The organism is Streptomyces sp. NPDC091412 (genome assembly GCF_044756885.1).
GTDB lineage: Bacteria > Actinomycetota > Actinomycetes > Streptomycetales > Streptomycetaceae > Streptomyces.
The window spans coordinates 35,219-59,268 of the sequence record NZ_JBIVTV010000031.1 but is presented as its reverse complement, the minus strand read 5'-3'; the positions used below and the strand labels follow the sequence as shown (position 1 = coordinate 59,268).

The window sequence follows — 24,050 nt, the reverse complement described above, 5'->3', positions numbered from 1 at the left end:
CCGCGTTGTCGCATCACCCGAGTACATCCCGTACGCGGGCAATGCTCCGCCTTGCGATGTTCCCCCACTGCCTGAAGGGCGTGGGAGGTGCCCCCGGCACCGGACGTCGCGAGCTTCCCGGCAAACCTTTCCGGCCACAGCACTGGACAAGCGTGGCGACGAACGCCGATCTTCCTGCGACGGTGCTCCGTTCGGGTGCATTGCGGTTACGTTCGGCGCGCCGGGGCGTTGGGCCGGTATGAGCAGGAGTCGTAGGTTGCGGGAGCTGTCGGGGCCGGCAGCGTTCGATCAGCTGCGAGCGCAGTTGGCTCGAGCTGCTGCTGGGGTGGCGAAGGCGGAGAGGTCGCCGCGGCGGAAGTCGTCCGAGGAGGCGCCGCGTCCGGCATCCGCGGAGCCGGACGACGAGGGGGAGTTGGCGCCGCCGGGGTCGGACTGAAGTCACTCCCCGTCTTCTCGCCGCCCTGGTGCGCGCGGTCGTCGGTGGAGCGGTCCCGACGTCCTGGAAGCGGAGGCGGACGGGAATCGAACCCGCCTGCCCGAGATCCTCGGGCACCTCGGTTTTGAAGACCGGGAGGGCCACCAGGCACCCACACGCCTCCACCGGGCGCCAGGCTACCGGAAGGCCGGCGGGGGACGGCGTGGGCGCGGCGGGTCCCGGACACGCCGTGCCGGAACACCGGGACTAGACCACCGGGAACACCGGGACCGCCACCGGGACCACCGAGACCAGGAGACCCAGCGTGACCGCCACCCATGGAACCCCCGTACGGCTCACCCAGTTCGCCCACGGCGGCGGCTGCGCCTGCAAGATCCCGCCGGGCGAGCTGGAGGACGTGCTCGGCGGACTGCCGACGGCGCCGCCGACCGCCGGGGACACCCCGCTGCTGGTCGGCCTGGCCACCGGCGACGACGCGGCCGTCGTGACGCTGCCCGATCGGGGCGGCGCCGCGCAGGCGGTGGTGTCCACCGCCGACTTCTTCACCCCCGTCGTCGACGACCCCTACGACTGGGGGCGCATCGCCGCGGCCAACGCCCTGTCGGACGTCTACGCGATGGGCGGCCGCCCCGTCCTGGCGGTCAACCTGCTGGCCTGGCCGCGTGACGTGCTGCCCTTCGAGCTGGCCCGCGAGGTGCTGCGCGGCGGTCTCGAGGTCGCCGCCGAGGCCGGCTGCCACGTGGGCGGCGGGCACAGCGTCGACGACCCCGAACCCAAGTACGGCATGGCCGTCACCGGCCTGGCCGACCCGGCCCGGCTGCTGCGCAACGACGCCGGCCGGCCCGGACTGCCCCTGACCCTGACCAAACCGCTCGGCCTGGGCGTGCTGAACAACCGTCACAAGGCCACCGGCGAGCGGTTCGAGCAGGCCGTGGCCACCATGGTGGCCCTCAACCGGGACGCCTGCGCCGCCGCCCTGGCCGCCGGAGCCTCCTGTGCCACCGACGTGACCGGCTTCGGCCTCCTGGGCCACCTGCACAAACTCGCCCGCGCCTCGGACGTGACGGCGGTGATCGACACGGCGGCCGTGTCCTACCTGGACGGCGCCCGCGAGGCCGTACGCGACGGCTACGTCAGTGGCGGCACCCGGCGCAACCTGGACTGGGTGGAGCCGGTCACCGACTTCGGCGACATCGACGCCGACACCCGCCTCCTGCTGGCCGACGCCCAGACCTCCGGCGGCCTCCTCGTCGCGGGGGAGATCCCCGGCCATCCGGTGATCGGCGAACTGGTCCCGCGCGGGGCCCACTCCGTCGTGCTGAGGTGAGCCCCGCGCCGGCCGCCGGTCAGAGCTGGGTTCCGGTGTGCTCGTCGATGCCCGCTCGCGCCTGGTAGGAGCGGACCAGCTCCACGGCGGCCGGGCCCCTGGGGCGGCGGCCCGGGCGGATGTCGACGCCGAACGCCTTGGCCTCCTGGATGTGGACGTTGGGGTCGAGGGAGAGGTGGAGCAGTTCGTTGGCCGCGTCGCCGGTGCTGTAGCCGTTCGGGCCCCAGTGGTAGGGCAGGCCCACCTGATGCAGGGTGCGGCCGTGCACGGTCAGCGGCGGCACCCGGTCGGTGACCAGCACCCGTGCCTCGATGACGGCCCGGGCACTGACGATCGTCGCCCAGCCGGTGTGCTCCAGACCGCGCTCGGCGGCCAGTTCCGGCGACACCTCGCAGAAGAACTCCGGTTGCAGCTCCGCCAGATACGGCAGCCACCGCGACATACCGCCCGCCGTGTGGTGCTCGGTGAGCCGGTAGGTGGTGGCCACGAACGGGAACACCTCCGAACCCGGCTCGCCGGCACTGGGCCCGTAGCGGTTGTCCGGGAGCGACCGCGTCACGAACCGCACCGGATTGCGCTGCTGCCCGTACAGCAGGTTCGGGAACGGCGACTCCTGCGGCTCGTAGTGGGTGGGCAGCGGGCCGTCGGTGAGCCCGGCCGGCACGTACAGCCACGCCTTGCCGTCGGCCTGCATCACGAACGGGTCGCCGCCCGACAGCGCCTGACCGCCGGTGGCGTCCGGCGGCGCCTGGTAGGACGGGGCCTTGTCCCTGGCGAAGTCGGCGATGTCGTGGCCGGTCCACTGCCCCTCGTCCTCGTCCCACCACACCAGCGCCTTGCGCTCGCTCCACGGCCTGCCGTCGGGGTCGGCCGAGGCCCGGTTGTACAGGACCCGGCGGTTGGCGGGCCAGGCCCAGCCCCACTGGTTGGCGACCCAGTTCTGCTCCCGGCCCGGCTTGCGGCGGGCGGCCTGATTGACACCGTCGGCGTACACACCGCAGTAGATCCAGCAGCCGCACGTGGTGGATCCGTCCGGTGCGAGCTGCTCGTAGGAGGCCAGCGGGTCGCCCTTGGCGTCGCGGCCGTTGATCTCGGCCAGGACGCTCTCCGCGTCCGGCTCGGCCTGCTCGCCCCTGGTGGGGTAGTCCCAGGTCAGGTCGAGGACCGGCCGGTCCATCGGGTCGGTGGACTCCGCGAGCCTCTGCCGGACGAGCCGACCGAGGTGGAAGGTGAACCACAGGTCGCTGCGCGCCTCGCCGGGCGGTTCGACGGCCTGGTGGTGCCACTGCAGCAGCCGCTGCGTGTTGGTGAAACTGCCGTCCTTCTCGGTGTGCGCGGCGGCCGGCAGGAAGAACACCTCGGTGCGGATGTCCTCCGTGCGCAGCTCCCCGGTCTCGATCTCCGGGCCGTCCTTCCACCAGGTGGCCGACTCGATGAGCGAGAAGTCGCGCACGACCAGCCAGTCCAGGTTGGCCATGCCCAGGCGCTGCATCTTGGCGTTGGCGGAGCCCACCGCGGGGTTCTCGCCCAGCAGGAAGTAGCCCTTGCAGACGCCTTCCCTCTGGGCCGTGACCGTCTCGTAGGTGGAGTGGGAGCCCGTCAGCCGCGGCAGATAGTCGAAGCAGAAGTCGTTCTCGGGCGTCGCCGCGTCACCCCAGTACGCCTTGAGCAGGCTCACCAGGTACGCGCGCATGTTGCCCCAGTAGCCCTTGGTCGCCGCCTCGCCCCGGACGAAGGAGTCCAGATCGTCGCCGTGGTGCGCGTGCGGCATCGGGATGTAGCCGGGCAGCAGGTCGAACAGGGTGGGGATGTCCGTCGACCCCTGGATGGAGGCGTGCCCGCGCAGGGCCATGATGCCGCCGCCCGGCCGACCGATGTTGCCGAGCAGGGTCTGGAGCACGGCGGCGGCGCGGATGTACTGCACGCCCACGGTGTGCTGGGTCCAGCCCACCGCGTAGGCGAACGCGGTGGTCCGCTCGCGCCCGGAGTTCTCGGTGACCAGCTCGCACACCTGGCGGAACAGGTCCTGCGGCACCCCGCAGATCCGCTCGACCATCTCCGGGGTGTAGCGGGCGTAGTGCCGCTTGAGCACCTGGAACACGCACCGCGGGTGGGTCATCGTCTCGTCGCGTTCGGGTTGGCCCGCGCCGATGCCGGGGCCGCCCGCCCCGTGGGCCTCGCCGCGCGCCGACTCGCTCACCCGGCTGCGGCCGGCGCGCCTCTCGTCGTCCTGGTCGCGCTGACCGGAGACGGCCCGCATCTCCATGCCCTCGTACTGCCAGCTGGTGATGTCGTACCTGCGGCTGTCGGGGTCGAGGCCGGAGAACACGCCGTCGAGGTCCTCGGCGTCCTGGAAGTCCTCCCGCAGTACCACGGGCCCGTTGGTGTAGGCCACGACGTACTCGCGGAAGTACTTGTCGTTGCTCAGGACGTAGTTGACGATCCCGCCGAGGAAGACGATGTCCGAGCCCGCGCGCAGCGGCACGTGCACGTCGGCCAGCGCGCTGGTCCGGGTGAACCGCGGGTCGACGTGGACCAGCTTGGCGCCACGGGCCTTGGCCTCCATCACCCACTGGAACCCGACCGGATGGCACTCGGCCATGTTCGAGCCCTGGATGACGATGCAGTCGGAGTTCTGGAGGTCCTGCTGGAAGGTGGTCGCGCCGCCGCGGCCGAACGAGGTTCCCAGACCGGGAACGGTGGAGGAGTGTCAAATACGGGCCTGGTTCTCGATCTGGATCGCGCCCAGCGCCGTGAAGAGCTTCTTGATCAGATAGTTCTCCTCGTTGTCCAGCGTCGCCCCGCCCAGGCTCGCGATGCCCATCGTGCGCCGGGTGCGGGTGCCGTCGACCTCCCACTCCCAGCCGGCGCGCCGGGACTCGATCACCCGGTCGGCGATCATGCCCATCGCCGTGTCGAGGTCGAGCCGCTCCCACCGGGTGCCGTACGGGCGCCGGTACAGCACCTGGTGCTCACGCGCGCCGCCGGTGGTCAGCTGAAGACTGGCCGCGCCCTTGGGACACAGCCGGCCGCGGGAGATGGGGGAGTCCGGGTCGCCCTCGATCTGCGTGACCCGCTCGTCCTGGACGTAGACGTTCTGGCCGCAGCCCACCGCGCAGTACGGGCAGATCGACTTCACCACCCGGTCCGCGGAGGCGACCCGGGGGCTGAGCCGCGCGCTGGGCCCGCTCTTGGCGGCCGCCCCGCGGCCCAGGGGATCGGTGCCCTTGAGCTGGCGGTAGACCGGCCAGGAGTCGATCCATGTGCGTACACCCATGAGATGGAGCCCTTTCGGTACTGCTGCTCGGTGTCCTCCGGTCGTCCGCGCGGCCCCTGACCGCCGCGTGTTCGCCGCGGGCGCCTCAGCCGGCGCGGCACGGTGTCACGAGTGCTCCTGCGACACATCCTCGCGCAGCCCGGCGGGGACGGCATCCCCGGTCCCGCCGACGGCAGGGCAGGGCAGGGGCCTGGCCTCCTTCCGTCCGGTCGTCCGGCACGGGGCCCGTCCGGTCACCCTGCTCGGGCCCGCAGTCGCTCCCTTTGCGGTACGACGGTGTATCTGGGATCCTCCGCGGAGGCCACCCCGGCGTGGAACACGCCGAACCTGAGTGCGGCGGAGCCGGCCAGCAGGGCGACCCCGGCGGCCACGGCCGGACCCCGGCCGCGCAGCCGCCCGGTGACCGCCGCCAGCGCCGCGCCGCCCACCGTGAGCGACTCCGCCGCCCTCAGCAGCCGGTTCGCCGTGCCCTGCTCGAACGGCTCGCCCGCCAGGCCCATCCGGCGCTTCATCAGCCGGAACCCGACCATCTCCAGCGCCGCGCCGAGCAGTGCCATACGGCGGGCCGGTCCCACCTGCGCCGCCGGCACACAGGCCAGCGCCAGCCCGGCGGCCGCACTGGCGCCGGAACCGGCGAACACGAAGGGCATCTCCCGGTAGCCCTCGTGCCACGAGGGCACCGCCGTGTCCGAGATCAGTACGGCGGTGTAGGTGGCGACCGCCGGGCCGAGGACGGCGGCGCCCGCGGTGGCGGCGGCGCCCGCGACGCGGTAGCGGCCCGCGACGTCGGCGGCCGCCGCGGCCATCGACAGGGGCGCGTACCCGGCCAGCAGCCAGGAACCCACGCTCATGGGCGAGGTGGGCTTGAAGACGCGCAGCATGTTGACGAAACGGGCCGGCCGGCCGAGGTCGTGCACGAGCGCGACCAGCGAGCCGGAGATCGCGCCCGCCGCGCCCAGCTTCGCCGTCCGGGCCAGCGCGGGCCGCCCCGTGGCCTGCGCCCCGGCCGCCAGCAGCGACGATGCCCCGGCGAGGCCGCCGAGGTAGAGGTAGCCGGCGATGTCGACGGACTTCCAGGTGGGCCTCTTCAGGACCGGCCGGCCGTAGTAGGAGGAGAACCGGGCCTCGGGCACCATCGACTCCTCGCCGCGTCCGCGGCGACGCCGGTGCCGTCCGCGCCCGGCTCCGGCACCGATCGGGGCGGCCCGGCCGGGCCGCGCCCCCTCGGCGCCGTCACGAGGGACGTCCGGTCCGGTCATCGGGGCCTCCCGACGAAAGAGGCGACGGCCAGTGCGGTGAGCGACACGGCGGCGGCCGCCGCGTGCTTCCACATCGCGGGCAGATCCCGGGTGGTGACCACCGGGTCGGGCGGCAGGCCGTACACCTCGGGCTCGTCGAGCAGCAGGAAGAACGCGCCGTCGCCGCCGACCCCGTCGTCCGGGCTCTCGCCGTACAGCCGGGCGTCGGTGACACCGGCAGCGTGGAGCCGCGCCACCCGGGCGGCCGCCCGTTCGCGCAGTTCGTCCAGCGGGCCGAACTGGATGGAGTCGGTGGGGCACGACTTGGCGCAGGCCGGTTCCATGCCGACGCCGAGCCGGTCGTAGCACAGGGTGCACTTCCAGACCCGGCCGTCCTCCTTGCGCTGGTCGATGACCCCGTACGGGCAGGCGGGCACGCAGTAGCCGCAGCCGTTGCACACGTCCTGCTGGACCACGACGGTGCCGAACTCGGTGCGGAACAGCGCCCCGGTGGGACATACGTCGAGGCAGGCCGCGTGGGTGCAGTGCTTGCACACGTCGGAGGACATCAGCCAGCGCAGTTCGGTCCGCCCGTCGGGCGACACGGGGGCGATCGTGCCGGCCGGCGCGCCCGCGGGGGACGGCTCCGGCGGGGGGACGGTGGCCCCCGGACCGGGGGAGGGTGCGCAGGGAGTGGAGCCGAGCTGCCGGGCGGCCTCGAACACGTCGAAACCGCCGTGGTCCACCCCCGGCTCCTGACCGCCCAGAAGCTTGCGCTGCTCGATGAAGGCCACGTGCCGCCAGGTGTCGGCGCCGAGCCCCTGGGTGTTGTCGTACGACATGCCGGTCAGCTCGAGGCCGTCCTCCGGCACCGAGTTCCACTCCTTGCACGCCACCTCGCAGGCCTTGCAGCCGATGCACACGGAGGTGTCGGTGAAGAAGCCCATGCGGGGCGGGGCGTCGGCGTATCCGGCAGCCTGGGCCACGTTCGGCTGCGGCCCGTACCACTGGTTCTCCCAGCGGGCGGTTCCGCCCGTGCCGGTCGCCGCCGTACCGGCTTCGGTCATGTCCTGACCTCCTCGCTGCGCCCTTCCGCCGCGTCCCGACCGCACCGTCCACAGCCGTTCCCAAGCCTGGCACGGGTGCCCGGAGGGCGCGCGCCCGAAACCGCGTGGTCGAGGGCACGGGACGTGCCGGGGGATCCGGAAGTGGAAGGCCCGCGTGTCAGCCGGCCAGGTGACGCTGGATCCAGTCGGCCGCGGCCCTGCGGAAGGCACGGCGGTTGTCCGCGCGCCGGAAGTCGTGGCCCTCGTCGCGCAGGACGAGGAGTTCCGCCTCCACCCCGCGCTCCCGGGCCGCCCACACGAACTGCTCGGACTCGCCGGGCGGCACGTTGGTGTCGTGTTCGCCGTGCACGGCCAGCACCGGCACGCGCAGCGCGTCGACGCGGCTCATCGGCGACAGCGCGTGCAGCAGCTCACGGTCGCGTTCCGGATGCCCGTACTTGTGCGCGGCCGACTGCGCCAGCCACGGCTCGGTGCCCGCGAAGAACGTCGTGAGGTCCGACATCCCGCACACCGGGACGCCGGTGCGGAACAGTTCCGGATGCCATACGAGGGACGCCATCGCCAGATAGCCGCCGTAGGAGTGGCCCATCACGGCCAGCCGGAGCGGGTCGGCCAGGCCCTCCAGCAGGACGTGCGCCGCGCAGTCGGCGACGTCGTCGATCGCGGCGAACCGGCCCCGGCCGAGATCCGCGTCGACGAAGGAACGGCCGTAACCGGAGGAGCCGCGCACATCGGGGGCGAAGACGTCCAGGCCCCTGCCCAGCAGCTCGTGGTAGAGCGGGTCGAACACCGGACGCTCCTGCTCCTCCGGACCGCCGTGCAGATGCAGGACGCAGGGGGCGGGCTCCCTCGGCGAGCGGCCCGGCGCACGGTAGTACCAGCCGCCGAGGCCCAGTCCGTCCCGGGCGACGGGGCGCACCGGCACCGGCCGTACCGGACGGTGGACGCCCGGGGCGACGACGTCCTCGTCGCGCGAGGACCACGGGGTGCGCAGCGCGGCGCCCTGGGGCAGCCACCACACACCGGGCCGCCGCAGCGATCCCGACAGCGCCACGACGGGCGCGTCCGGGTCCGCGGTGACGGCCACCCGGGTGACGACCTCGTGCGGGAGCCGCACGGCGCGGGACGGACCGAGGACCTTCCCGGGGACCGGGACCAGCGGGGCCACCTCCACCTCGCTGACCCCGCGCACGTTCCAGGAGAGCACGGCGCCGCGGCCGTCGCGGTCCACGGCCAGCAACTCCAGCCCGCTTCCGTCGCGTTGGGCGGCCACCGCCAGCCTGAGCCGCCGCCCCCGCCGGTCGAGGGCGACCGCGTACAGGGCGGCGTGCTCACGGTTGTGGTCGCTGCGAAGCCACAGCGTGCGGCCGTCCGGCGCGAACGTGCCGATCCACGGGTCGCCGTCGGCGACCGGCACCGCGCAGGTCACCCGCAGATCCCGGGTGCGCACCACCAGGGCCTCCCGCCGCGCCCGCGGTCCCCGGCGCACCAGCGCCAGCCGACCGTCCCGGCTGATGTCGCACACGCGCAGGGTGGCGGCCTCCCGTTCGCTCGCCAGCAGTACGGGGGCGACCGAGCCGTCGGGGTCGACGAGGTACGCCGACAGGGTCCTGGGCGTGGGTTCGGCCGGGGCCGCACCGGAGTCCGCGGCGGCGGAGACGCCGGTGACGCCGGTGACGCGGGTCGTCGGCGGCGCCGGGCGGGAAGGCGCGCCCAGGAGGGTGGCGCGGCCGTCCCGCACGGTCCAGCCTTCCGGGTGGACCGTGGCGGCGGCGTCGGAGGCGAGCGACACGGGGGAGGCGGCGCCCGCGCCGGGACCGAGCAACCCGCTCGGCCCGGCGTGTCCGGCGCCGGCCTCCGCACCGGCCGGGGGAAGGTGCGCGGGGGCCTCGGCGACCGTCACGGCGAGTGCCGAACCGTCGTGCGTCCAGCAGCCGAGGTACGCCGAACTCCCCGGCTCGCCACCCGCCAGGACCCGCCGCCCCGTGCCGTCGGGGCGTACGCACAGCACGCGCGTGTGCTCGCTGCCGCCCGGTGCGGTGGTGTACGCGATCCACCGTCCGTCGGGCGACCAGGCGACCTCGGTCACCGGATCCAGCTCGGTGTCCAGCAGATGCACGTCGTCGCCGTCGACCGGCCCCGCCCACAACTGCGGCACCCCGCCCCGGTCGCAGATGAACGCGACATACCGTCCCCCGGGGTCGGCCGAGGGGTACCAGCATCCGTGCGAGACGAGCACCCTCGGCACGGCGTCGAGCGGCAGGGCGGTGTCCGGCACCAGGACGACCTCGGGCGCCGCCTGCGCCACTCCGCTCCCCACCCGGCCGGGAACCGCGCGCTCCAGGCCCATATCCGACGGCGTTGCCGACGACTGCTCGGCCACGCCGCCTTCTGGCGGGTGTGGCTGTTGGACGGCGCCTTCTGGCGGGTGTGGCTGTTCCACGTCGCCTTCTGGCGGGTGCGGCCGTTTCACGCCGCTCTTCGACGGGTGCGGCCGGTCCGTGATGCTCGCGCCCCGGTGAGGTCGGCTCCCCGCCTGTCCTGCCGAGGGGGCGCGGACGGGTTCCGCGTTGTGTTCCGCCACGCTTCCCTCCCCAGCGGTGCGGGGCCGGTCCACCCCGGGCTCCGGCGGCTTCGCACGCGGCTCGTTCGCCGCGCCCACTGCCCGGACCGCCCGCCCACCGTCCGCCGCCACGGCCTGGCGGCCCAATGCGGAGTCCGCCGCCTCCCCGGCCCGGTCGCTCCACGGGAAGCCCGCCTCGCTCGCGCCGACCCGATCTCCCCGCGCAGGGCCCGCCCCGCCTTCCGCCCGATCACGCCGCTCGGGGCACGCCCGGACCCCGGCCGGGTCGGTCACGGCCCGGTCCGGCCGGGGTCGTTCGGGGGGCGGGCACCCCCGCGCGTCACTCGGCGAGGCGGCCCCCGTGCTCGGCAGGGCAGCCCGCGTACCCCCCGCGTCCCCGGCCGGGGGCGGTGGTGAGGATGGGCCGGTCAGCGGATTCCGTGGGTCTGCAGCCATATCTCCAGCAATGCAACCTGCCACAGCGCGTTCGCCCCGCGTTTGGTGCGGTGGGCGTCGGGCGCGGCGAGCAGCTCGTCGACGTAACTTTGGCGGAACAGCCCGCGGGCCCGCGCCTCGGGGGCGTAGAGGGCCTCGCGGACGCGTAGCAGCACCGGTGCGGCCATGTGCTTGATCGCCGGGACGGGGAAGTAGCCCTTGGGCCGGTCGACGACCTCCCGCGGCAGGACCGTGCGGCCCGCCGCCTTCAGGACGCCCTTCCCGCCGTCCGCGAGCTTGAGTCCGGGCGGGCAGGCGGCGGCCAGCTCGACCAGTTCGTGGTCGAGGAACGGCACGCGGGCCTCGAGCCCCCAGTCCATGGTCATGTTGTCGACCCGCTTGACCGGGTCGTCGACCATCATCACGTGGGTGTCCAGCCGCAGATCCGCGTCCAGCGCGGTCTCGGCTCCCGGCACGGCCATGTGCTCCCGCACGAAGTCGCCGCAGACGTCGTGGCCGGGCAGCACCGAGGGGTCCAGGATGCGTGCGAGGTCGGCGTGCGGCCGGTCGAAGTACGTCTCGGCGTACGCGTCGGCCGCGCGGTGCCGGGGCACGCGTGCCATCGCCGGGTACCAGTGGTAGCCGGCGAAGACCTCGTCGGCGCCCTGACCGCTCTGCACGACCTTGACCTCCTTGGCCACCTGCTCGGACAGCAGGTGGAAGGCGACCACGTCGTGGCTGGTCATGGGCTCGCTCATGGCCAGGACGGCACCCTCCAGGGCCCGCGAGACCCGGTCGGAGGGAACCATCAGCTGGTGGTGGTCGGTGCCGAAGTCCCGTGCCACCAGGTCGGAGTAGTGGAACTCGTCGCCCTCCTCGCCTCCTTCGGACTCGAAGCCGACGCTGAACGTGGCCAGGTCGCACTGCCCCTCGTCGGCCAGGAGCGCCACGATGAGGCTGGAGTCCAGGCCGCCCGACAGCAGCACGCCCACCGGGACATCGGCGACCATCCGGCGCCGCACGGCCGTGCGCAGCGCCTCCAGGACCGCGTCCGTCCAGTCCTCCGCACCCAGACCGGCGTACTCGGGGCGGCGCGTGTAGACGGGCTGCCAGTAGCAGTGGTCGCGGTACGTGCCGTCCGGCTCGACGACCCGGACGGTGGCGGGCGGCAGTTTGCGTACGCCGTTGAGGACGGTGCGGGGCGCGGGCACGGTCGCGTGCCAGCTGAGGTACTGGTGCAGCGCGACGGGGTCGATGGAGGTGTCCACCCCGCCGGCCGCCAGCAGCGCGGGCAGCGAGGAGGCGAAGCGGAGCCGTCCGGGCGACTCCGCGAGGTACAGCGGCTTGATGCCCAGCCGGTCGCGGGCCAGGACCATCCGCCCGCTGTCCTGCTCGACGATCACGAAGGCGAACATGCCGAGGAAGTGGTCGACACAGGAGGTGCCCCACTCCAGGTAGGCCTTCAGGACCACCTCGGTGTCGGACTCCGAGAAGAACTGATGGCCCCGCGAGGCCAGTTCGCGGCGCAGCTCGCGGTAGTTGTAGACGCACCCGTTGAACACGCCGACGACCCGTGCCCGGGGGTCTGCCATCGGCTGCGCGCCGCTGTCCGTCAGGTCGATGATCTTCAGCCGTCGGTGGCCGAGGGCGACGGGCCCCTGCGACCACAGCCCGCGGCCGTCGGGCCCGCGGGGCGCGAGCCGGTCGGTCATGCGTTCCACCGCGGCCAGATCCGGCTGCCGGCCGTCGAACCGGACCTCGCCGCTGAGCCCGCACATCAGACGGTCCTCCCTTCCGCGGCGGCCTTCTCGACGGCCGTGGGGGGTCTGCCGTCGGTGACGGACGCGTGCGGGGTCCGGACGGAGGCCGGGGCGGCCGGGCGGTCGGCGGTGGCTGCGGGGGCGGGGACCGGGACGGGGGACATGGCGACCACTCTCCTGGGACGGTCGTCGGGCACCGCAGACGGCGGTGGCAAGCGGGTGGGGCCGGGATGGGGACGGCCCGTCAGGCTCCGGCACCTCCGGCGATCGGGCTGGGACGGGCGGCACGGACGGGTCGGGCCGGCGCGACCGGGCGCGGGCCGGCGGCGCCGCGGGTCTCGGCGACCAGCAGGTCGACGCTGGCGAGCAGGTCCTCGTCCCCGGCCACCCGCCGCAGCCGGTGTGCGGCACTGCCGCAGGCCAGAGCCCGGGTGAGCAGTTCGTGCACGGCCTCCCGGTCGCCGGACGCCTCCAGCGCGGGGCGGAGCCGGGCCGCCATGCCGCGCAGCACCTCGGGGGCGGGGGCCGCGCGCCGGGTGACCGGGTCGACCAGCGTGCCCTCCAGTCCCGAGCGGGCTGCTCGCCAGGTGGCGGCCCGCAGCCACTCGTGGTGGCCGTCGCACCGGCCGCCGTCGCCGCGGGCCAGCCGGTCGCACGCGTCCCGGACCAGAGCCCGGAAGAGCCCCGCGACCAGCACGACCGTCTCCACGCGCGGACAGGCGTCGCAGATCCGCAGCTCCAGCGTGCGCTGGTGCGCGGAGGGCCGTACGTCGTGGTAGATCATGCCGGCGTCGCCGATGACGCCCGAGCGGATCAGCTCCTCCAGCGCCGCGTCGTACGCGGCGGCGTCGGCGTAGCAGCCGGGTGGCCCGGCGGTGGGCCAGCGCTGCCACAGCATCGTCCGCCAACTCGCGTAGCCGGTGTCCGCGCCGAGCCAGAACGGCGAACTGGCCGACAGCGCGAGCAGCGGCGGCAGCCACGGCGCGACCAGGCACATGGTGCGTACGGCGGTGTCCCGGTCCGGTATGTCGACGTGCACCTGCGCGCTGCAGATGAGCTGTTCGTCGGCGACCCTGCGGTACTCGTCGGCCATGTGCCGGAAACGGCGCCCGGCGGTGATGTTGCCGGAGCTCACGCGGGCCAGCGGCACGGTGCCGGCGGCCACTGTGACGAGGCCGAGCGACGAGGCCGCCGTGTCCAGCAGCCGCCGTGAACGGGCCAGGTCCGCGAGGAGGGCGTCGAGGGTGTCGTGCACCGCGCTGTTGGCCTCGACCACGGACTGCTGGAGCTCGGTGGTGAATCCGGGCCCGCGCAGCCGGTCCAGTACGGCGCGGGCGCGTGGCACCAGCCGGCCGCTCTCCACGTCCAGCACGTGAAACTCTTCCTCTGCCCCGATGCGCAGCGTCACGTCACGTTCTCCCCTGCCTGGGTGGTCACCCGGCCGTCGCGTCCGGGTCCCGCTGGGGACCACTGCGGCTCCGGGACCCCCGAGTGCCCAGACCGGGACCTTCACAAGCCTCCCGACCGCCTCCGATGTCGCACGGTCCTGTGCCGACCCGCGCGCCCCGCGCCCCCGTTCGGGGCAGCGCAGGGGAGGTCGGGCCGGGCCCGCGGGCGAAAAATCCGTGATGGTCCGGCGGGCGCGATGCTGCGGGACGCCTACCTGGAGCCGTGGACCGGCGCGGGCCGCAGCCGAGCGGAACTCACCCGCGCGGTGACCCTGGCCTGGCGGCTCGCCGCGCCGGCCCGTGCCTGTTCCTGGGGCCGTGTCTTCCCGTCCGTGTCCGGCGGCGCCACTCCGGGCAGCGCGGAGAGCGCGAGCTGGCTGCTGGAGCTCTCCCACGAGCCGCCTTTGTGCATCACGCCGGTGGGGCGGACGGATCAGTCCCAGAGGGGATAGGTCTGCACCTGCGGGTAGCCCTCCGGCCGCCCCGCCAGGAACTCCAGGCTCAGCCGGGTGAAGTGCCGTACCTCCGGGCGCTTCTTCCAGGGTTCCGGGCTGTCCAGGCGCACGATCACCGGATACTCGTGGAACCTTCCGGCCGCGCAGTAGGGCTTGCAGTCGTTGACGAGGTTGAAGCCCCTGGCCGTCGCGGACCGGTCGTTCCACTGCGACCAGTGCAGCGCGGACAGGACGCTGTTGCCGTCGCCGCACGCGAGGATGAAAGCGCCGGGTCGCTGCCGCGGCTTCCACAGACAGTCGACCAGCACCGGCCGCCCGTCCGTCCGCTTCACGGCGTGCGCCGAGGCGTTCCCGTGTGAGGCCGCCGGTGCGGCGGAGGCCGTACCCACGCCTGCCGTGAGCAGCCCCGCGGCGCAGAGCGCGACCGCTGTCCTCATTGTGTGTCTGCCCATGTCCGCTCCCGGCCGACGACGTCCTGGGTCCTTAACGACGCTACGGCCGAGTCGGGCGACATACCACTCGTGCGGGGTGATGCCGTGTCCGTGTCGAGTGGCGGGTCGTCGTCGTCCGCGTCCTGCTGGCAGGTGGCGCAGAGTTCGTGGTGACCGTCGGTGGTGACGACGGTTCCCCAGCCCAGGCACTGCTCGCAGTCGCGGGCGAGGCCCAGATCGGGGTGGGGAGGAGGGGCGGGGTTGGCGCTGTGGTGGGCTCCGTACGCCATACGGGGGCGGCTCCTCGAAGCGATGGTGGGGGGATGCACACCATTTTGTCCCATTTTTGAGATCTGTCCAGACTCTTTTCCTGTGCTTGGGTCCGCACAGGACGTAGCGGGCGCTGGATTTGGGGTTGACCCCGGGCCGGGCCGGGCCGGGTCGTGGCGCGGTGTCTCTACGAGCGCACCGAGTCGAGGGCGATGTTCAGATGGCGCGGGCCGCGCAGCACCGCGTTCTTCCGGTAGGGCGGCGGGTCCTCCACCAGGCGGGGGTTGTCCAGGCGGCGGGTCAGCTCGGCCAGTGCGAGCTGCGCCTCCCGCCGGGCCAGCGGCGCGCCGAAGCAGATGTGGATGCCGCTGCCGAAGCCGAGGTGCTCGATGTCCTCGCGGTCGGGGTCGAACCGGTCGGGATCCCGGAACCGCTCCGGGTCCCGGTTGCCCGCGGCGAGCATCAGCCAGATCCGCGAACCCTTGGGAATCGTGACCCCGCGCAGGTCGATGTCGGCGACACAGGTGCGCTGCGGCACCAGCTGCACGGGAGGCTCGTAACGCAGCAGCTCCTCCACGATCCTGACGGACAGTCCCGGATCCTCGCGCAGCCGTTGCAGGTACTCCGGGTGGCGCAGCAGTGTGAGCATGCCGTTGGTGATGAGGTTGACCGTCGTCTCGTGGCCCGCGATCAGCAGCAGCACCGCCGTGCTGAGCACCTCCATCATCGACATCGTCCCGTCAGCGCCGTGACTGGCCGCCAGGTCGGACAGCAGGTCGTCGCGGGGCTCCTTGGTGCGCTGCTCGACCAGACCGGCCAGGTACATGCCCAGCTGCATCCGGGCCTCCTGCGCGGCGCGCTGGAAGTCGTCGTCGGTGAGCTGCCGGGTCTCCGGGTCCAGGGCGGCGACGATCGGGTCCACCCAGGCGCGAAAGCGGGGCTCGTCCTCGCGCGGCACGCCGAGCAGCCGGCAGATCACCGTCACCGGGAAGGGGTAGGCGAACTGGTCGACGACGTCGATCTGCCGGGCGTCGCCGAAGCCGTCGACGAGCTCGGTGATGATCCCGCTGAGTTCCCCGCTCATGGAGTCGATCCGGTCGGGCCGGTGCGGCGGGCCGAAGGAGCTGTTGGCGATCCGCCGCAGCCGGTCGTGCTCGGGCGGGTCGAGCCTGATGAAGCTCGGCGGCAGCCCCGTCGCCTCCGGTCCCGACAGCTCGTCCGCGCCGGCGGCGGTGAGGTTGGTGGCGTCCGAGCTGACCCTCGGGTCGTGGAGCAGCCCGAGGATGTCGTAGTACGAGCTCACGACGTAGGGGCCGTCCTCCTCCTCGTGCAGCACCGGTGTCTTGCGCAGCTCCTCGTAGAGCGGATAAGGGTTGGCGCGGTTGGCGTAGTCGGTGATCCGGTGCAGGAGCGAGGCGTGCGTCATGTCGGGTCCTTGGGGCATGGAGGTCCGGGGCGGGAGGCGGGGCGGCGGTTCAGTGGCGGGCCGGCGTGAAGACCAGTTGCCGGTCGGTCGGCGAGTAGCCGCTGAGGGTCACGGTCGGGCCGTGCGTCGGCAGCGACGGGTCGGGGAAGTCGGCCGGCACCGGCTTGCGGCCCTCGGGCCGGCGGTCCACCGTGGTGAACTCGACCGGGAACGGAGCGCCCGTCTCGATCAGCCGCTGGTAGAACTCCAGCCACCGCGTGTTGTCGAAGCTCACGGCGGCGATCACGCGGCCCTGGTAGCCGTACACCCCGACGAACCGCCGCTCGGTCAGCGAACCCTGGGTGATCATGACCTCCTCGCCCATGGACGGTACGCCGACCGACTTGATGTTCACGCCGAACTGCGAGGACCAGAAGGCCGGCACCCACATGTGCGGGCGCCGGTCGGCGCCGGCGCTGATCATGTTGTGCGCGGCCACCTCGGCCTGGGCGACGGCGTTGCCCCAGTGCTCCAGGGACAGGAACTGGTAGCCGAACAGCGGATGCGGGGAGCGGGCGACGTCGCCGGCGACGTAGACGTCGTCGGTGACGATGCCCCGGAAGTCGAAGGCCCGGCAGCCCGCGTCGCAGGCGATGCCGCGCGGGCCGGCGCCCAGCCCCGAGCCCACCAGCCAGTCGGTGTTGCGGGTCGCGCCCAGCGAGACCACCACCACGTCCGTCTCGACGACACTGCCGTCGGACAGGTGCGCCGCCCGCACCCGGCCCGTCGCGTCGCCCTCCAGACCGGTGACCATGACCCCGGTGCGCAGGTCCACCCCGTTCTCCCGGTGCAGCTCCGCGGCCACCGCGCCGATCACCCCGCCGAGCGCGCCCACCAGGGGGGCGCCGGCCCGCTCCGCGACCGTGACCGCGATGCCCTGGTTCCGGCACGCCGAGGCGATCTCCGAACCGGTGAAGCCGGCCCCGATGATCAGCACCCGGCGCGGCGGGCCCTTCATCCGCCGGTGCAGACGGACCGCGTCGTCCCGGGTGCGCAGCACGAACACCCCGTCCAGCTGGGCCTCGTCCTCCTTCGGCCAGGGCCGGGCATGCACACCGGTCGCGATCAGCAGCCGGTCGTAGGGCACCTCCTCGCCGTCGGCCAGCCGCACCCGCCTGGCCGCCATGTCCAGGCCGGCCGCCGCGACCCCGAGCCGCCAGGTCGCGTCGATGTCCCGGCGCCGGGGCAGCTCGGTGTGGTCCGGGGACGCCATGCCGAGCAGCGCCGCCTTGGACAGCGGGGGGCGGTCGTACGGCTCGTAGGGCTCGTCACCGATCATGGTGAGTGGTCCGGCGAACCCTTCGGCACGCAGCGTCTCGGCGGCTCTGAGGCCCGCCAGCGAGGCACCCACGATCACGATCCGGCCTTCGCGTCTGAGCCACTCGTGGAACGCCTCAGCGGGCATCGGAGGCCTCCCGCCCGGCGCCGACCGGCTCCTCGTCCGCGTCGTCCAGCCCCTCAGCCGTGATCGCCTGCACCGGGCACGCCGCGACGGCACGCGCGACCCTCTCCCGCTGCTCCGTGCCGGGTCGCGGGTTGTAGACCAGCGACTCCTCGCCGTGCATCGTGAACACGCCCGGCGCGAAGAACGCGCACTGCGCGTATCCCTGGCACTTGTTGAGATCGACGACAAGCCTCATTGGCGACCCGCCCTTCCCGGCGGCCAGGCCCTCGGGAACCACCCGCTCGGCGGGCACCCTCGGACGGCGGTCATCCCACGTCAGGATCGAAGCCCCGCTGCCCTCCCCGCGCGTCAGGACCCGCCGATGGAGTGACGGGACGGCGCGGCGGAAGGAGCGGCGGGGCCGGGTGGCCGGGGGCCGAGTCAGACGGCCGGGGCGGGGCGGCCGCCGGCCATCAGGATGTACGTGCTGAGGACCAGCGACCATGCCGGGAACACCAGTTCGGCCCACGGCACGTTCGACGCGGCGAACAGCAGCACCAGGGCGGTGAGCAGACCCAGCAGCGTCAGCCACCGCGGCAGCACCCCCAGCCGGTGTCCCATCACCGACAGCGAGCACGCGAAGACGGCCGCCATCCGCATCGCGTACCCGGTCATCAGCGTGTACGCGAAGTCGCGGCCGAAGTCCCACGCGGCGGGCCCGGCGGAGGCGCCGGGCGGGTGCGCGACCGCGAGCACCGCATCGGCGGCCGCGGCCGCCCCGAACATGGCGGCCACGAAGACCAGTCCGCTGCCCAGGAAGACGGTCGCCAGGAACTTGTCCTCGGCGTCCCCGACATGGGCGCGTACCACGCCGGTGAACCACAGGAAGAAGATGCCGGCGAACGGCACGAGAGCCAGTGCCGCCCGCACCGCATCGTGCCGCGCGGAGTCGGTGGACCCCCGGAAGGCGATCGCTTCCGCGCCCTCGGGGATCCCCAGCCGGATCAGGACGATCACCGCCGCGAGCAGCAGCGCGAACAGCACCCCGGCCAGCCCGGCCGCGCGAGGCGTCCGCAGCGGCCGCTCGGGCACTTCGGTCACTTGAGGTAGCCGAGGATGGTCATCATCCCTGACTCGGAGTGGTACTGGTTGTGGCAGTGGAGCATCCACAGGCCCGGGTTGTCGGCGTAGAAGTCCACCACCAGCCTGTTCCCCGGCAACACGATGGCGGTGTCCTTGCGGGCTCCGCGGCCCTTCGGGCCGGTGATGGCGAAGGTGTGGCCGTGCAGGTGCAGCGGGTGCCACATGCCGGTGTGGTTGAGGAAGGTGATCCGGACCCGCTCGCCCCGGCGGATCGGATGGCGCTGCTCGACCGAGTACGGTCTGCGGTCGAAGCTCCAGTGGTACCACTTCATGTTGCCGGTCAGTTTGATCTGGATCTCGCGGTCCGGCTCGTCGTCGGAGAACGCCACCGAGTCGGCGGGGGCGAGCTCGTAGGCGGACAGGAAACGGCCGTCCAGCTCGTTGGGGCGGACGGAGGGCGCGGGCAGGTTCTTGGACTTTCCGGTGTTCAGTACGGCGAGGGCGCGCGCGTCCTTGCCCTCGGCCAGCGCGACCAGGGGGAACACCCCGTCCTTGGCGGTGATGACGACGTCGTAGCGCTCTGCCATGCCGATCACCAGCGCGTCCGTCGTACGGTGCTCGACCGGGTAGCCGTCCGTGTGCGTCACCGTCATCTCGTGGCCGCCCAGGGCCACTCGGAAGGCGGTGTCGGCACCCGCGTTGATGAACCGCACCCGGATGCGGTCGCCGGGGCGGGCCCGGAAGACCGACGGAGCGTGCGGGACACGGCCGTTGATCAGGTAATAGGGGTAGTCGACGTTGCCGCCCATGCCTTGCAGGATGCGGCTGAGACCGCCCCGCAGGATGCGGTCGGGGCCGTGGGACGAGCCCTGCGGGGCCGAATGCCCGCTGTGGCCGCCGCCGCCCATGTCCATGCCATGCATGCCCTTGGGAATGGGGCCCTTGACCTTCTGCAACTGCGCGAGCACGCCATCAGGAGTGGAGCCGGCCAGGCCGTCCACCCAGTCGTCCAGGACCACCACCCACTCCTTGTCGTACGACAAGGGCTCTTTGGGGTCGTCGATGATCAGTGGTGCGTACAGGCCGCGGTCGAGCTGCATGCCCTCGTGCGAATGCAGCAGGTACGTGCCGGGGTGGGACACGACGAAGCGGTAGTTGAACTCCGAGTCGGGCTTGATGGTCCTCTGGGTCAGTCCCGGCACGCCGTCCATGTCGCAGCGCAGGCGCACACCGTGCGAGTGCACCGTCGTCCCCACGGGCAGGCGGTTGACGAGCGTGAGGTCGAGGATGTCACCCGCGGTGGCCCGGACCGCCTCACCCGGGATCCTGTCGCTGTACGCCCAGGTCTTGACGGTCTTGCCGGCCAGGTCGAACGACGTCTCCCGGGCGGTGAACTTGTACTTGCGCACCCGCCCGGCCCCGCGCTTGCGCTCGGCGGCCAGGACCTCCGGGTCGGACGGGTTCACGTACCCCTTGGGCCCCTTGGGGATGAACGGGCGGAAGCCTTCGAGGGTCCCGGGGCCCAGCGCGGACCCCGAGCCCCGATCGGACCCCGAGAGGGAGCCGGCCCCGGAGCAGGCGGTCAGGAGTCCCGAAGCGGCAGCCGTGACCGAGGCGCTGAGCAAGGTGCGCCGCGTATATGTGTGCATGACTCGAATAACACACGTTTTGCGGCGATATGTGGGAGAACTGGCGCGGCGCGTCTGGTGATCTCGGCAACCATTGCCTTGGCGGAGGGGCGATACGGGGCATGGCCCGCGCGGCGACGTGCCGGGTCCGGCCATGTGCGCTATGCTGGATCTTGAGCGAGTCACTGGAACTCCCGGTGATCAGCTGTGCGTTGGTGGTCCAAGGAAAGACGCCCCGCTTCCTGCGGGGAGATGCAGGTGCAAGGCCTGCCCGGCGCTCGTGGACGAGCCCCACTCCCGTGATGGGAGTGGGGCTTTCGTCATGCCCGCCGAACGGGCGTTCGCACCACACGACGATCCACGAGGCGCTGACCGTCGCCGGACGTGCGATGCGGGGAATCCGCGGGGCGCTTGAACATCCCCGGGCCGAACTCCGTATGGGACGGGGGGATTCACATTCCTGGCAGGCCACGACGCGTAGGAGAAGTTCGGTGAGACGCAACACGCGCAGACGACCCACGGGCCCGCGGCGCGCCACGCTCGGCGCGATGGCGCTCATCCTGGGCGGAGGCGGGCTGATGGTCGCCAACGTGTATGCCTCCGCCACCGAAGACACATCGACGGTGCGGTCCGCCGGGGAATCGGACCGTGACCGGAGTCCGGCGGCGGGAGGCGCCACGATCGACTGCCCGGACGTCGGAGCCGGGCTGACCGCGGTGCCGCAGGAGGCGAAGGCGACCGTCGACGAGCAACTCGCGGTGCTGGACCAGCAGATCGCGAGCGCGTACCAGCAGATGCAGGACGCGGTTCAGGACGGGCGACTCGACGTCGGCGCCGTGGAGAACACGGTCGTGGCTCCGCTCAAGGAGCAGCGTGCCGCGACGATCGGGACCATCGCCGACGCGATCGAACGGGCCGGGGAGCGGCCCGAGGGACTCGACGACCTCGCGGCCTGCACCCTGCGCACCTCCGGTACCCAGGACGGCGGCGAGGAGACCGGTCAGGAGCAGGCCGGCCAGGAGCAGAGCCCGCAGGGGGACGGGCAGCAGGAACCCCAGCAGGACGCCGACGGCGGAGGCCGGGCCGGCAACGGCCCCGTGGCCGCGGACTACGCGGACATCACCACCGTGCAGAGCGATGCGCGAAAGCCCCGTGAGGCGGCGGACGCCGCACGCGGCAGCTTCGCCTCCAGTTGCGGAGTGAACGAGGGCGGTCTGTTCAACTCGGACAACGTGATCGTCGCCCCCGGCGTCACCAACGGAGCCCACCACTTCCACGACTACATCGGCAACCAGGCCAACAACGCCTTCGCCAGCGACCAGGACCTGGCGAACGGTGACACGAGCTGCGCCGACAAGGGCGACAAGTCCACCTACTACTGGCCCGTGCTGCGCCTGCAGGACGGCAGCCGGGAGCGGGACGCCGACGCCCCCGGCGGCGGGACCGAGGGCAACGCGGGCCGGATCGTGACGCCGAAGCAGGTGACGCTGTCCTTCGAGGGCAGTCCGCGCGGCAAGGTGACGGAGATGCCGCGCTTCCTGCGCATCATCACCGGAGACGCCAAGGCGTTCGTCAACGGCCCCGCCAACGCCAACGCGTCCTGGTCCTGCACCGGTTTCGAGGACCGGCAGCTGAAGGACAAGTACCCGCTCTGCCCCGGAGGCAGCGACGTGGTGCGCACCTTCAGGTTCCAGAGCTGCTGGGACGGCCGGAACGCCGACAGCGCCAACCACCGTACGCACGTGGCGTTCGCCGGCGCCGACGGCAACTGCCCGGACGGATTCCGGGCGATCCCGCAACTCGTGCAGCGCATCGTCTACGGCGTCGACGCCCCGAGCCTGGACGACGGGGGTGCGACCACCCCGCTGTTCGCGGTGGACTCCTTCCCCGAACAACTGCACAAGCCGGGCACGGACCACGGCGACTTCATCAACGTCTTCGACGACGACCTGATGCGCCGGATGGTCGACTGCATCAACAGCGGCCGTCAGTGCGGCGCCGGGGCCGATCAGGGCTCGGAGTCCGGCGAGCAGCCGGAGAAACCGCGGGAGCCGCAGGAGTCGCAGAAGCCGCAGGAGCCTGAAGGGAGGCCGACGCAGACCTCGGGCGCGCGGCCCGGAAGCGGCGCCGGCAAGGGCGCGGGTACGGGCGCGGGCCGGACCGACGACGGCGGCGCGACCGGGGCGGGCGTGGGCGACGCCGGGGGCGAGAAGTCCGCGGAGCCGACGGGCGGTGCGGTGGAGCCGAAGGCCGACACCTCGGACGCGGCCGAGCGGAGTGCCACGGGTGGCGCGTCCACGAGCGCGACCGGTACCGGGGGCGGCGGCGAGGTGGGCACGCCCGCCTACACGCCGGTTCCCGGCGGAAACGGCCAGGCGGCCGGTGCGCAGACCGAACCGCAGGCCGTCAGGGGCAGCCTGGCCGAGACCGGCGCCCGGTTGTGGCCCGCGGCCGCCGGGGCGGTGCTCGTGACCGCGGGCATCGTGCTGCTGCGCCGGATCAGGCACGGCGCCGTCTGACGGCGCCACCGGCCGTGAAGGGGGGCGGTGGTGGGACCGGTCTCGTGGTCCCACCACCGCCCCTCGGTGTCACTCGGCGCGGGCGAGCCCTCTTCGGGCGTTGTTGTAGATACGCATCAGGTGCTTGGCCACGGCGCACGGAATGGCGTGTGCATGACATTGTCGGCACGTCTGCATGTGCTGTTCGTAGTCGGAATGCGCTTGCTGCAGGGCAGGGTCTGGAGACGGCATGGGGATCCTTCGCACGGGGGCGTCGGGCGGCACGGTGCGCCCGACTTGACTGGAGAGAAAAGCCAGGAGCCAAAGTTGATCACGTTACTTCGGGTAGTGGAAAGCGCCATCGGGCCACCCGGTACGGCGGATCGGACGGCTGCCCGCCTCATGCGCTCCCGGGATTCTGCCGCCCGGAATAGGCCCACCAACGGCCCTCGTGCCGGTTCACCGCGATGGTGCGGCCGAAGCACGCGGTCAGCCACGGCCTGGTCAGCACGTCCTCGACGGGCCCCTGGGACAGGATGCGTCCCTCGCGCAGCAGCAGGGCGTGACTGACGGCGGGGGACAACTCCTCGAGGTGGTGGGTGACCGTCACCGTGGCGAGCCGCGGCCGTCCCGCCGCGAGCCGGTGCATGGCCTCGACCAGATCCTCGCGGGACGGCAGGTCAAGGGCGTTGAAGGGCTCGTCGAGGAGCAGCAGGGCGGGTTCGGCCATGAGGGCCCGGGCGATGAGGACGCGTGCCCGCTGCCCGCCCGAGCAGACTCCGTACGGCCGGTCGGCCAGGTCCTTGATCTCCAGCTCGGCCAGCAGTTCGTGGGCGCGCTGCCGCACCTCCTCGTCGTACATCCGCCACAGCGGCTGCACCGTGCCCGTGTGGCCGGTCAGCACGACGGTGTGGGCGTCGAGTTCCCCGGGCACGCGCTGCGCCGTGGTGACGTGCCCGATGCGCGCGCGCAGTTCCCGCACGTCGACGCGGCCCAGCAGCTCGCCGAGGACCTCGACGCTGCCGGTCGTGGGGTGCATCAGGGCGCCGAGCAGCCGCAGCAGCGTGGTCTTCCCGGCGCCGTTGGCGCCCAGCAGCGCCCAGTGCTGTCCCGCCCGCACCGTCCAGTCGACGCCGTCCAGGATCACCTGCCGGGTCGTGAAGCGGCGGACGCCCACCTCGTGGAGGGCGACGACGGTACCGGGCTCCCGCGTCGTGCGCTCCTCGGTGTCCTCGGCCATCCTGGGCTCCCCTCGATGTCGAGGCCGTCGCTCGACCGGCACCAC

At 72.9% G+C, this 24,050-nt stretch carries 17 protein-coding genes and 1 tRNA gene; 3 read left to right on the top strand and 15 right to left on the bottom strand.

Going from position 1 to position 24,050, the window contains the following annotated elements; all coding sequences use genetic code 11:
* Positions 1–505 precede the first annotated feature (505 nt).
* Positions 506–599 (bottom strand) — tRNA-Sec (locus ACIQMV_RS37160).
* A gap of 141 nt (positions 600–740) precedes the next feature.
* Between ACIQMV_RS37160 and selD the strand changes: the two genes are divergently transcribed.
* Entirely contained in the window at positions 741–1,763 is a 1,023-nt protein-coding gene (gene selD / locus ACIQMV_RS37155) for a selenide, water dikinase SelD (protein ID WP_402597498.1), read from the top strand.
* A gap of 19 nt (positions 1,764–1,782) precedes the next feature.
* Here the strand turns inward: selD and fdh are convergent, their stop codons facing one another.
* From fdh to ACIQMV_RS37120, 7 genes are all read right to left on the bottom strand, one after another.
* Positions 1,783–5,040, bottom strand: coding sequence for a formate dehydrogenase (fdh, locus tag ACIQMV_RS37150; RefSeq protein WP_402597497.1), 3,258 nt, complete (start codon positions 5,038–5,040; stop codon positions 1,783–1,785).
* A 233-nt stretch (positions 5,041–5,273) separates the two neighbouring features.
* The gene (nrfD, locus tag ACIQMV_RS37145) at positions 5,274–6,299 is read right to left on the bottom strand and encodes an NrfD/PsrC family molybdoenzyme membrane anchor subunit (protein WP_402597496.1); all 1,026 of its coding nucleotides are present in this window, start codon (positions 6,297–6,299) and stop codon (positions 5,274–5,276) included.
* Positions 6,296–7,345 carry a 4Fe-4S dicluster domain-containing protein gene (locus ACIQMV_RS37140; protein WP_402597495.1) on the bottom strand — a complete coding sequence of 350 codons (1,050 nt, stop codon included), beginning with the start codon at positions 7,343–7,345 and terminating at the stop codon, positions 6,296–6,298. Before ACIQMV_RS37140 ends, nrfD begins: the two co-directional genes overlap by 4 nt.
* A gap of 157 nt (positions 7,346–7,502) precedes the next feature.
* Positions 7,503–9,695: a S9 family peptidase gene (locus tag ACIQMV_RS37135; RefSeq protein ID WP_402597500.1), complete on the bottom strand. Its 2,193-nt coding sequence runs from the start codon at positions 9,693–9,695 to the stop codon at positions 7,503–7,505.
* 641 nt (positions 9,696–10,336) lie between these two features.
* Positions 10,337–12,121 (bottom strand): N-acetylglutaminylglutamine amidotransferase, encoded by a 1,785-nt coding sequence (locus ACIQMV_RS37130; RefSeq protein WP_402597494.1) that lies wholly within the window; start codon positions 12,119–12,121, stop codon positions 10,337–10,339.
* A complete protein-coding gene (locus ACIQMV_RS37125; RefSeq protein ID WP_402597492.1) occupies positions 12,121–12,267 on the bottom strand; it encodes a hypothetical protein in 147 nt (48 codons plus the stop codon). Before ACIQMV_RS37125 ends, ACIQMV_RS37130 begins: the two co-directional genes overlap by 1 nt.
* A gap of 80 nt (positions 12,268–12,347) precedes the next feature.
* Complete coding sequence (locus ACIQMV_RS37120) at positions 12,348–13,511, bottom strand: glutamate--cysteine ligase (RefSeq protein WP_402597491.1); 1,164 nt, start codon at positions 13,509–13,511, stop codon at positions 12,348–12,350.
* Between the two features lie 237 nt (positions 13,512–13,748).
* On the opposite strand from ACIQMV_RS37120, the gene ACIQMV_RS37115 reads away from it, so the two are divergent.
* Positions 13,749–14,003: a hypothetical protein gene (locus ACIQMV_RS37115; RefSeq protein ID WP_402597489.1), complete on the top strand. Its 255-nt coding sequence runs from the start codon at positions 13,749–13,751 to the stop codon at positions 14,001–14,003.
* On the opposite strand, the gene ACIQMV_RS37110 is transcribed toward ACIQMV_RS37115, so the two are convergent.
* From ACIQMV_RS37110 to ACIQMV_RS37085, 6 genes are all read right to left on the bottom strand, one after another.
* Positions 13,985–14,458: a hypothetical protein gene (locus tag ACIQMV_RS37110; protein WP_402597488.1), complete on the bottom strand. Its 474-nt coding sequence runs from the start codon at positions 14,456–14,458 to the stop codon at positions 13,985–13,987. The genes ACIQMV_RS37115 and ACIQMV_RS37110 overlap by 19 nt on opposite strands.
* 436 nt (positions 14,459–14,894) lie before the next feature.
* The gene (locus ACIQMV_RS37105; protein WP_402597487.1) at positions 14,895–16,133 is read right to left on the bottom strand and encodes a cytochrome P450; all 1,239 of its coding nucleotides are present in this window, start codon (positions 16,131–16,133) and stop codon (positions 14,895–14,897) included.
* Positions 16,134–16,182: 49 nt separating this feature from the next.
* Complete coding sequence (locus ACIQMV_RS37100; protein WP_402597486.1) at positions 16,183–17,577, bottom strand: NAD(P)/FAD-dependent oxidoreductase; 1,395 nt, start codon at positions 17,575–17,577, stop codon at positions 16,183–16,185.
* Positions 17,567–17,812 (bottom strand): ferredoxin, encoded by a 246-nt coding sequence (locus tag ACIQMV_RS37095; RefSeq protein ID WP_402597484.1) that lies wholly within the window; start codon positions 17,810–17,812, stop codon positions 17,567–17,569. Before ACIQMV_RS37095 ends, ACIQMV_RS37100 begins: the two co-directional genes overlap by 11 nt.
* 185 nt (positions 17,813–17,997) lie before the next feature.
* A complete protein-coding gene (locus ACIQMV_RS37090; RefSeq protein ID WP_402597483.1) occupies positions 17,998–18,657 on the bottom strand; it encodes a hypothetical protein in 660 nt (219 codons plus the stop codon).
* Entirely contained in the window at positions 18,654–20,288 is a 1,635-nt protein-coding gene (locus ACIQMV_RS37085) for a multicopper oxidase family protein (RefSeq protein WP_402597481.1), read from the bottom strand. Before ACIQMV_RS37085 ends, ACIQMV_RS37090 begins: the two co-directional genes overlap by 4 nt.
* Before the next feature lie 470 nt (positions 20,289–20,758).
* On the opposite strand from ACIQMV_RS37085, the gene ACIQMV_RS37080 reads away from it, so the two are divergent.
* Positions 20,759–22,786 carry a DUF1996 domain-containing protein gene (locus tag ACIQMV_RS37080; protein WP_402597479.1) on the top strand — a complete coding sequence of 676 codons (2,028 nt, stop codon included), beginning with the start codon at positions 20,759–20,761 and terminating at the stop codon, positions 22,784–22,786.
* A gap of 379 nt (positions 22,787–23,165) precedes the next feature.
* On the opposite strand, the gene ACIQMV_RS37075 is transcribed toward ACIQMV_RS37080, so the two are convergent.
* Positions 23,166–24,005, bottom strand: coding sequence for an ABC transporter ATP-binding protein (locus ACIQMV_RS37075; protein WP_402597477.1), 840 nt, complete (start codon positions 24,003–24,005; stop codon positions 23,166–23,168).
* Positions 24,006–24,050 lie beyond the last annotated feature (45 nt).

What these genes read in the sequence shown, in the direction of transcription:
- nrfD (WP_402597496.1), bottom strand. Translation starts at nt 6,299, where the DNA reads ATGACCGGACCGGACGTCCCTCGTGACGGCGCCGAGGGGGCGCGGCCC.
- ACIQMV_RS37140 (WP_402597495.1), bottom strand. Translation starts at nt 7,345, where the DNA reads ATGACCGAAGCCGGTACGGCGGCGACCGGCACGGGCGGAACCGCCCGC.
- ACIQMV_RS37135 (WP_402597500.1), bottom strand. Translation starts at nt 9,695, where the DNA reads ATGGGCCTGGAGCGCGCGGTTCCCGGCCGGGTGGGGAGCGGAGTGGCG.
- ACIQMV_RS37130 (WP_402597494.1), bottom strand. Translation starts at nt 12,121, where the DNA reads ATGTGCGGGCTCAGCGGCGAGGTCCGGTTCGACGGCCGGCAGCCGGAT.
- ACIQMV_RS37125 (WP_402597492.1), bottom strand. Translation starts at nt 12,267, where the DNA reads ATGTCCCCCGTCCCGGTCCCCGCCCCCGCAGCCACCGCCGACCGCCCG.
- ACIQMV_RS37115 (WP_402597489.1), top strand. Translation starts at nt 13,749, where the DNA reads ATGCTGCGGGACGCCTACCTGGAGCCGTGGACCGGCGCGGGCCGCAGC.
- ACIQMV_RS37110 (WP_402597488.1), bottom strand. Translation starts at nt 14,458, where the DNA reads ATGGGCAGACACACAATGAGGACAGCGGTCGCGCTCTGCGCCGCGGGG.
- ACIQMV_RS37105 (WP_402597487.1), bottom strand. Translation starts at nt 16,133, where the DNA reads ATGACGCACGCCTCGCTCCTGCACCGGATCACCGACTACGCCAACCGC.
- ACIQMV_RS37100 (WP_402597486.1), bottom strand. Translation starts at nt 17,577, where the DNA reads ATGCCCGCTGAGGCGTTCCACGAGTGGCTCAGACGCGAAGGCCGGATC.
- ACIQMV_RS37095 (WP_402597484.1), bottom strand. Translation starts at nt 17,812, where the DNA reads ATGAGGCTTGTCGTCGATCTCAACAAGTGCCAGGGATACGCGCAGTGC.
- ACIQMV_RS37085 (WP_402597481.1), bottom strand. Translation starts at nt 20,288, where the DNA reads ATGCACACATATACGCGGCGCACCTTGCTCAGCGCCTCGGTCACGGCT.
- ACIQMV_RS37075 (WP_402597477.1), bottom strand. Translation starts at nt 24,005, where the DNA reads ATGGCCGAGGACACCGAGGAGCGCACGACGCGGGAGCCCGGTACCGTC.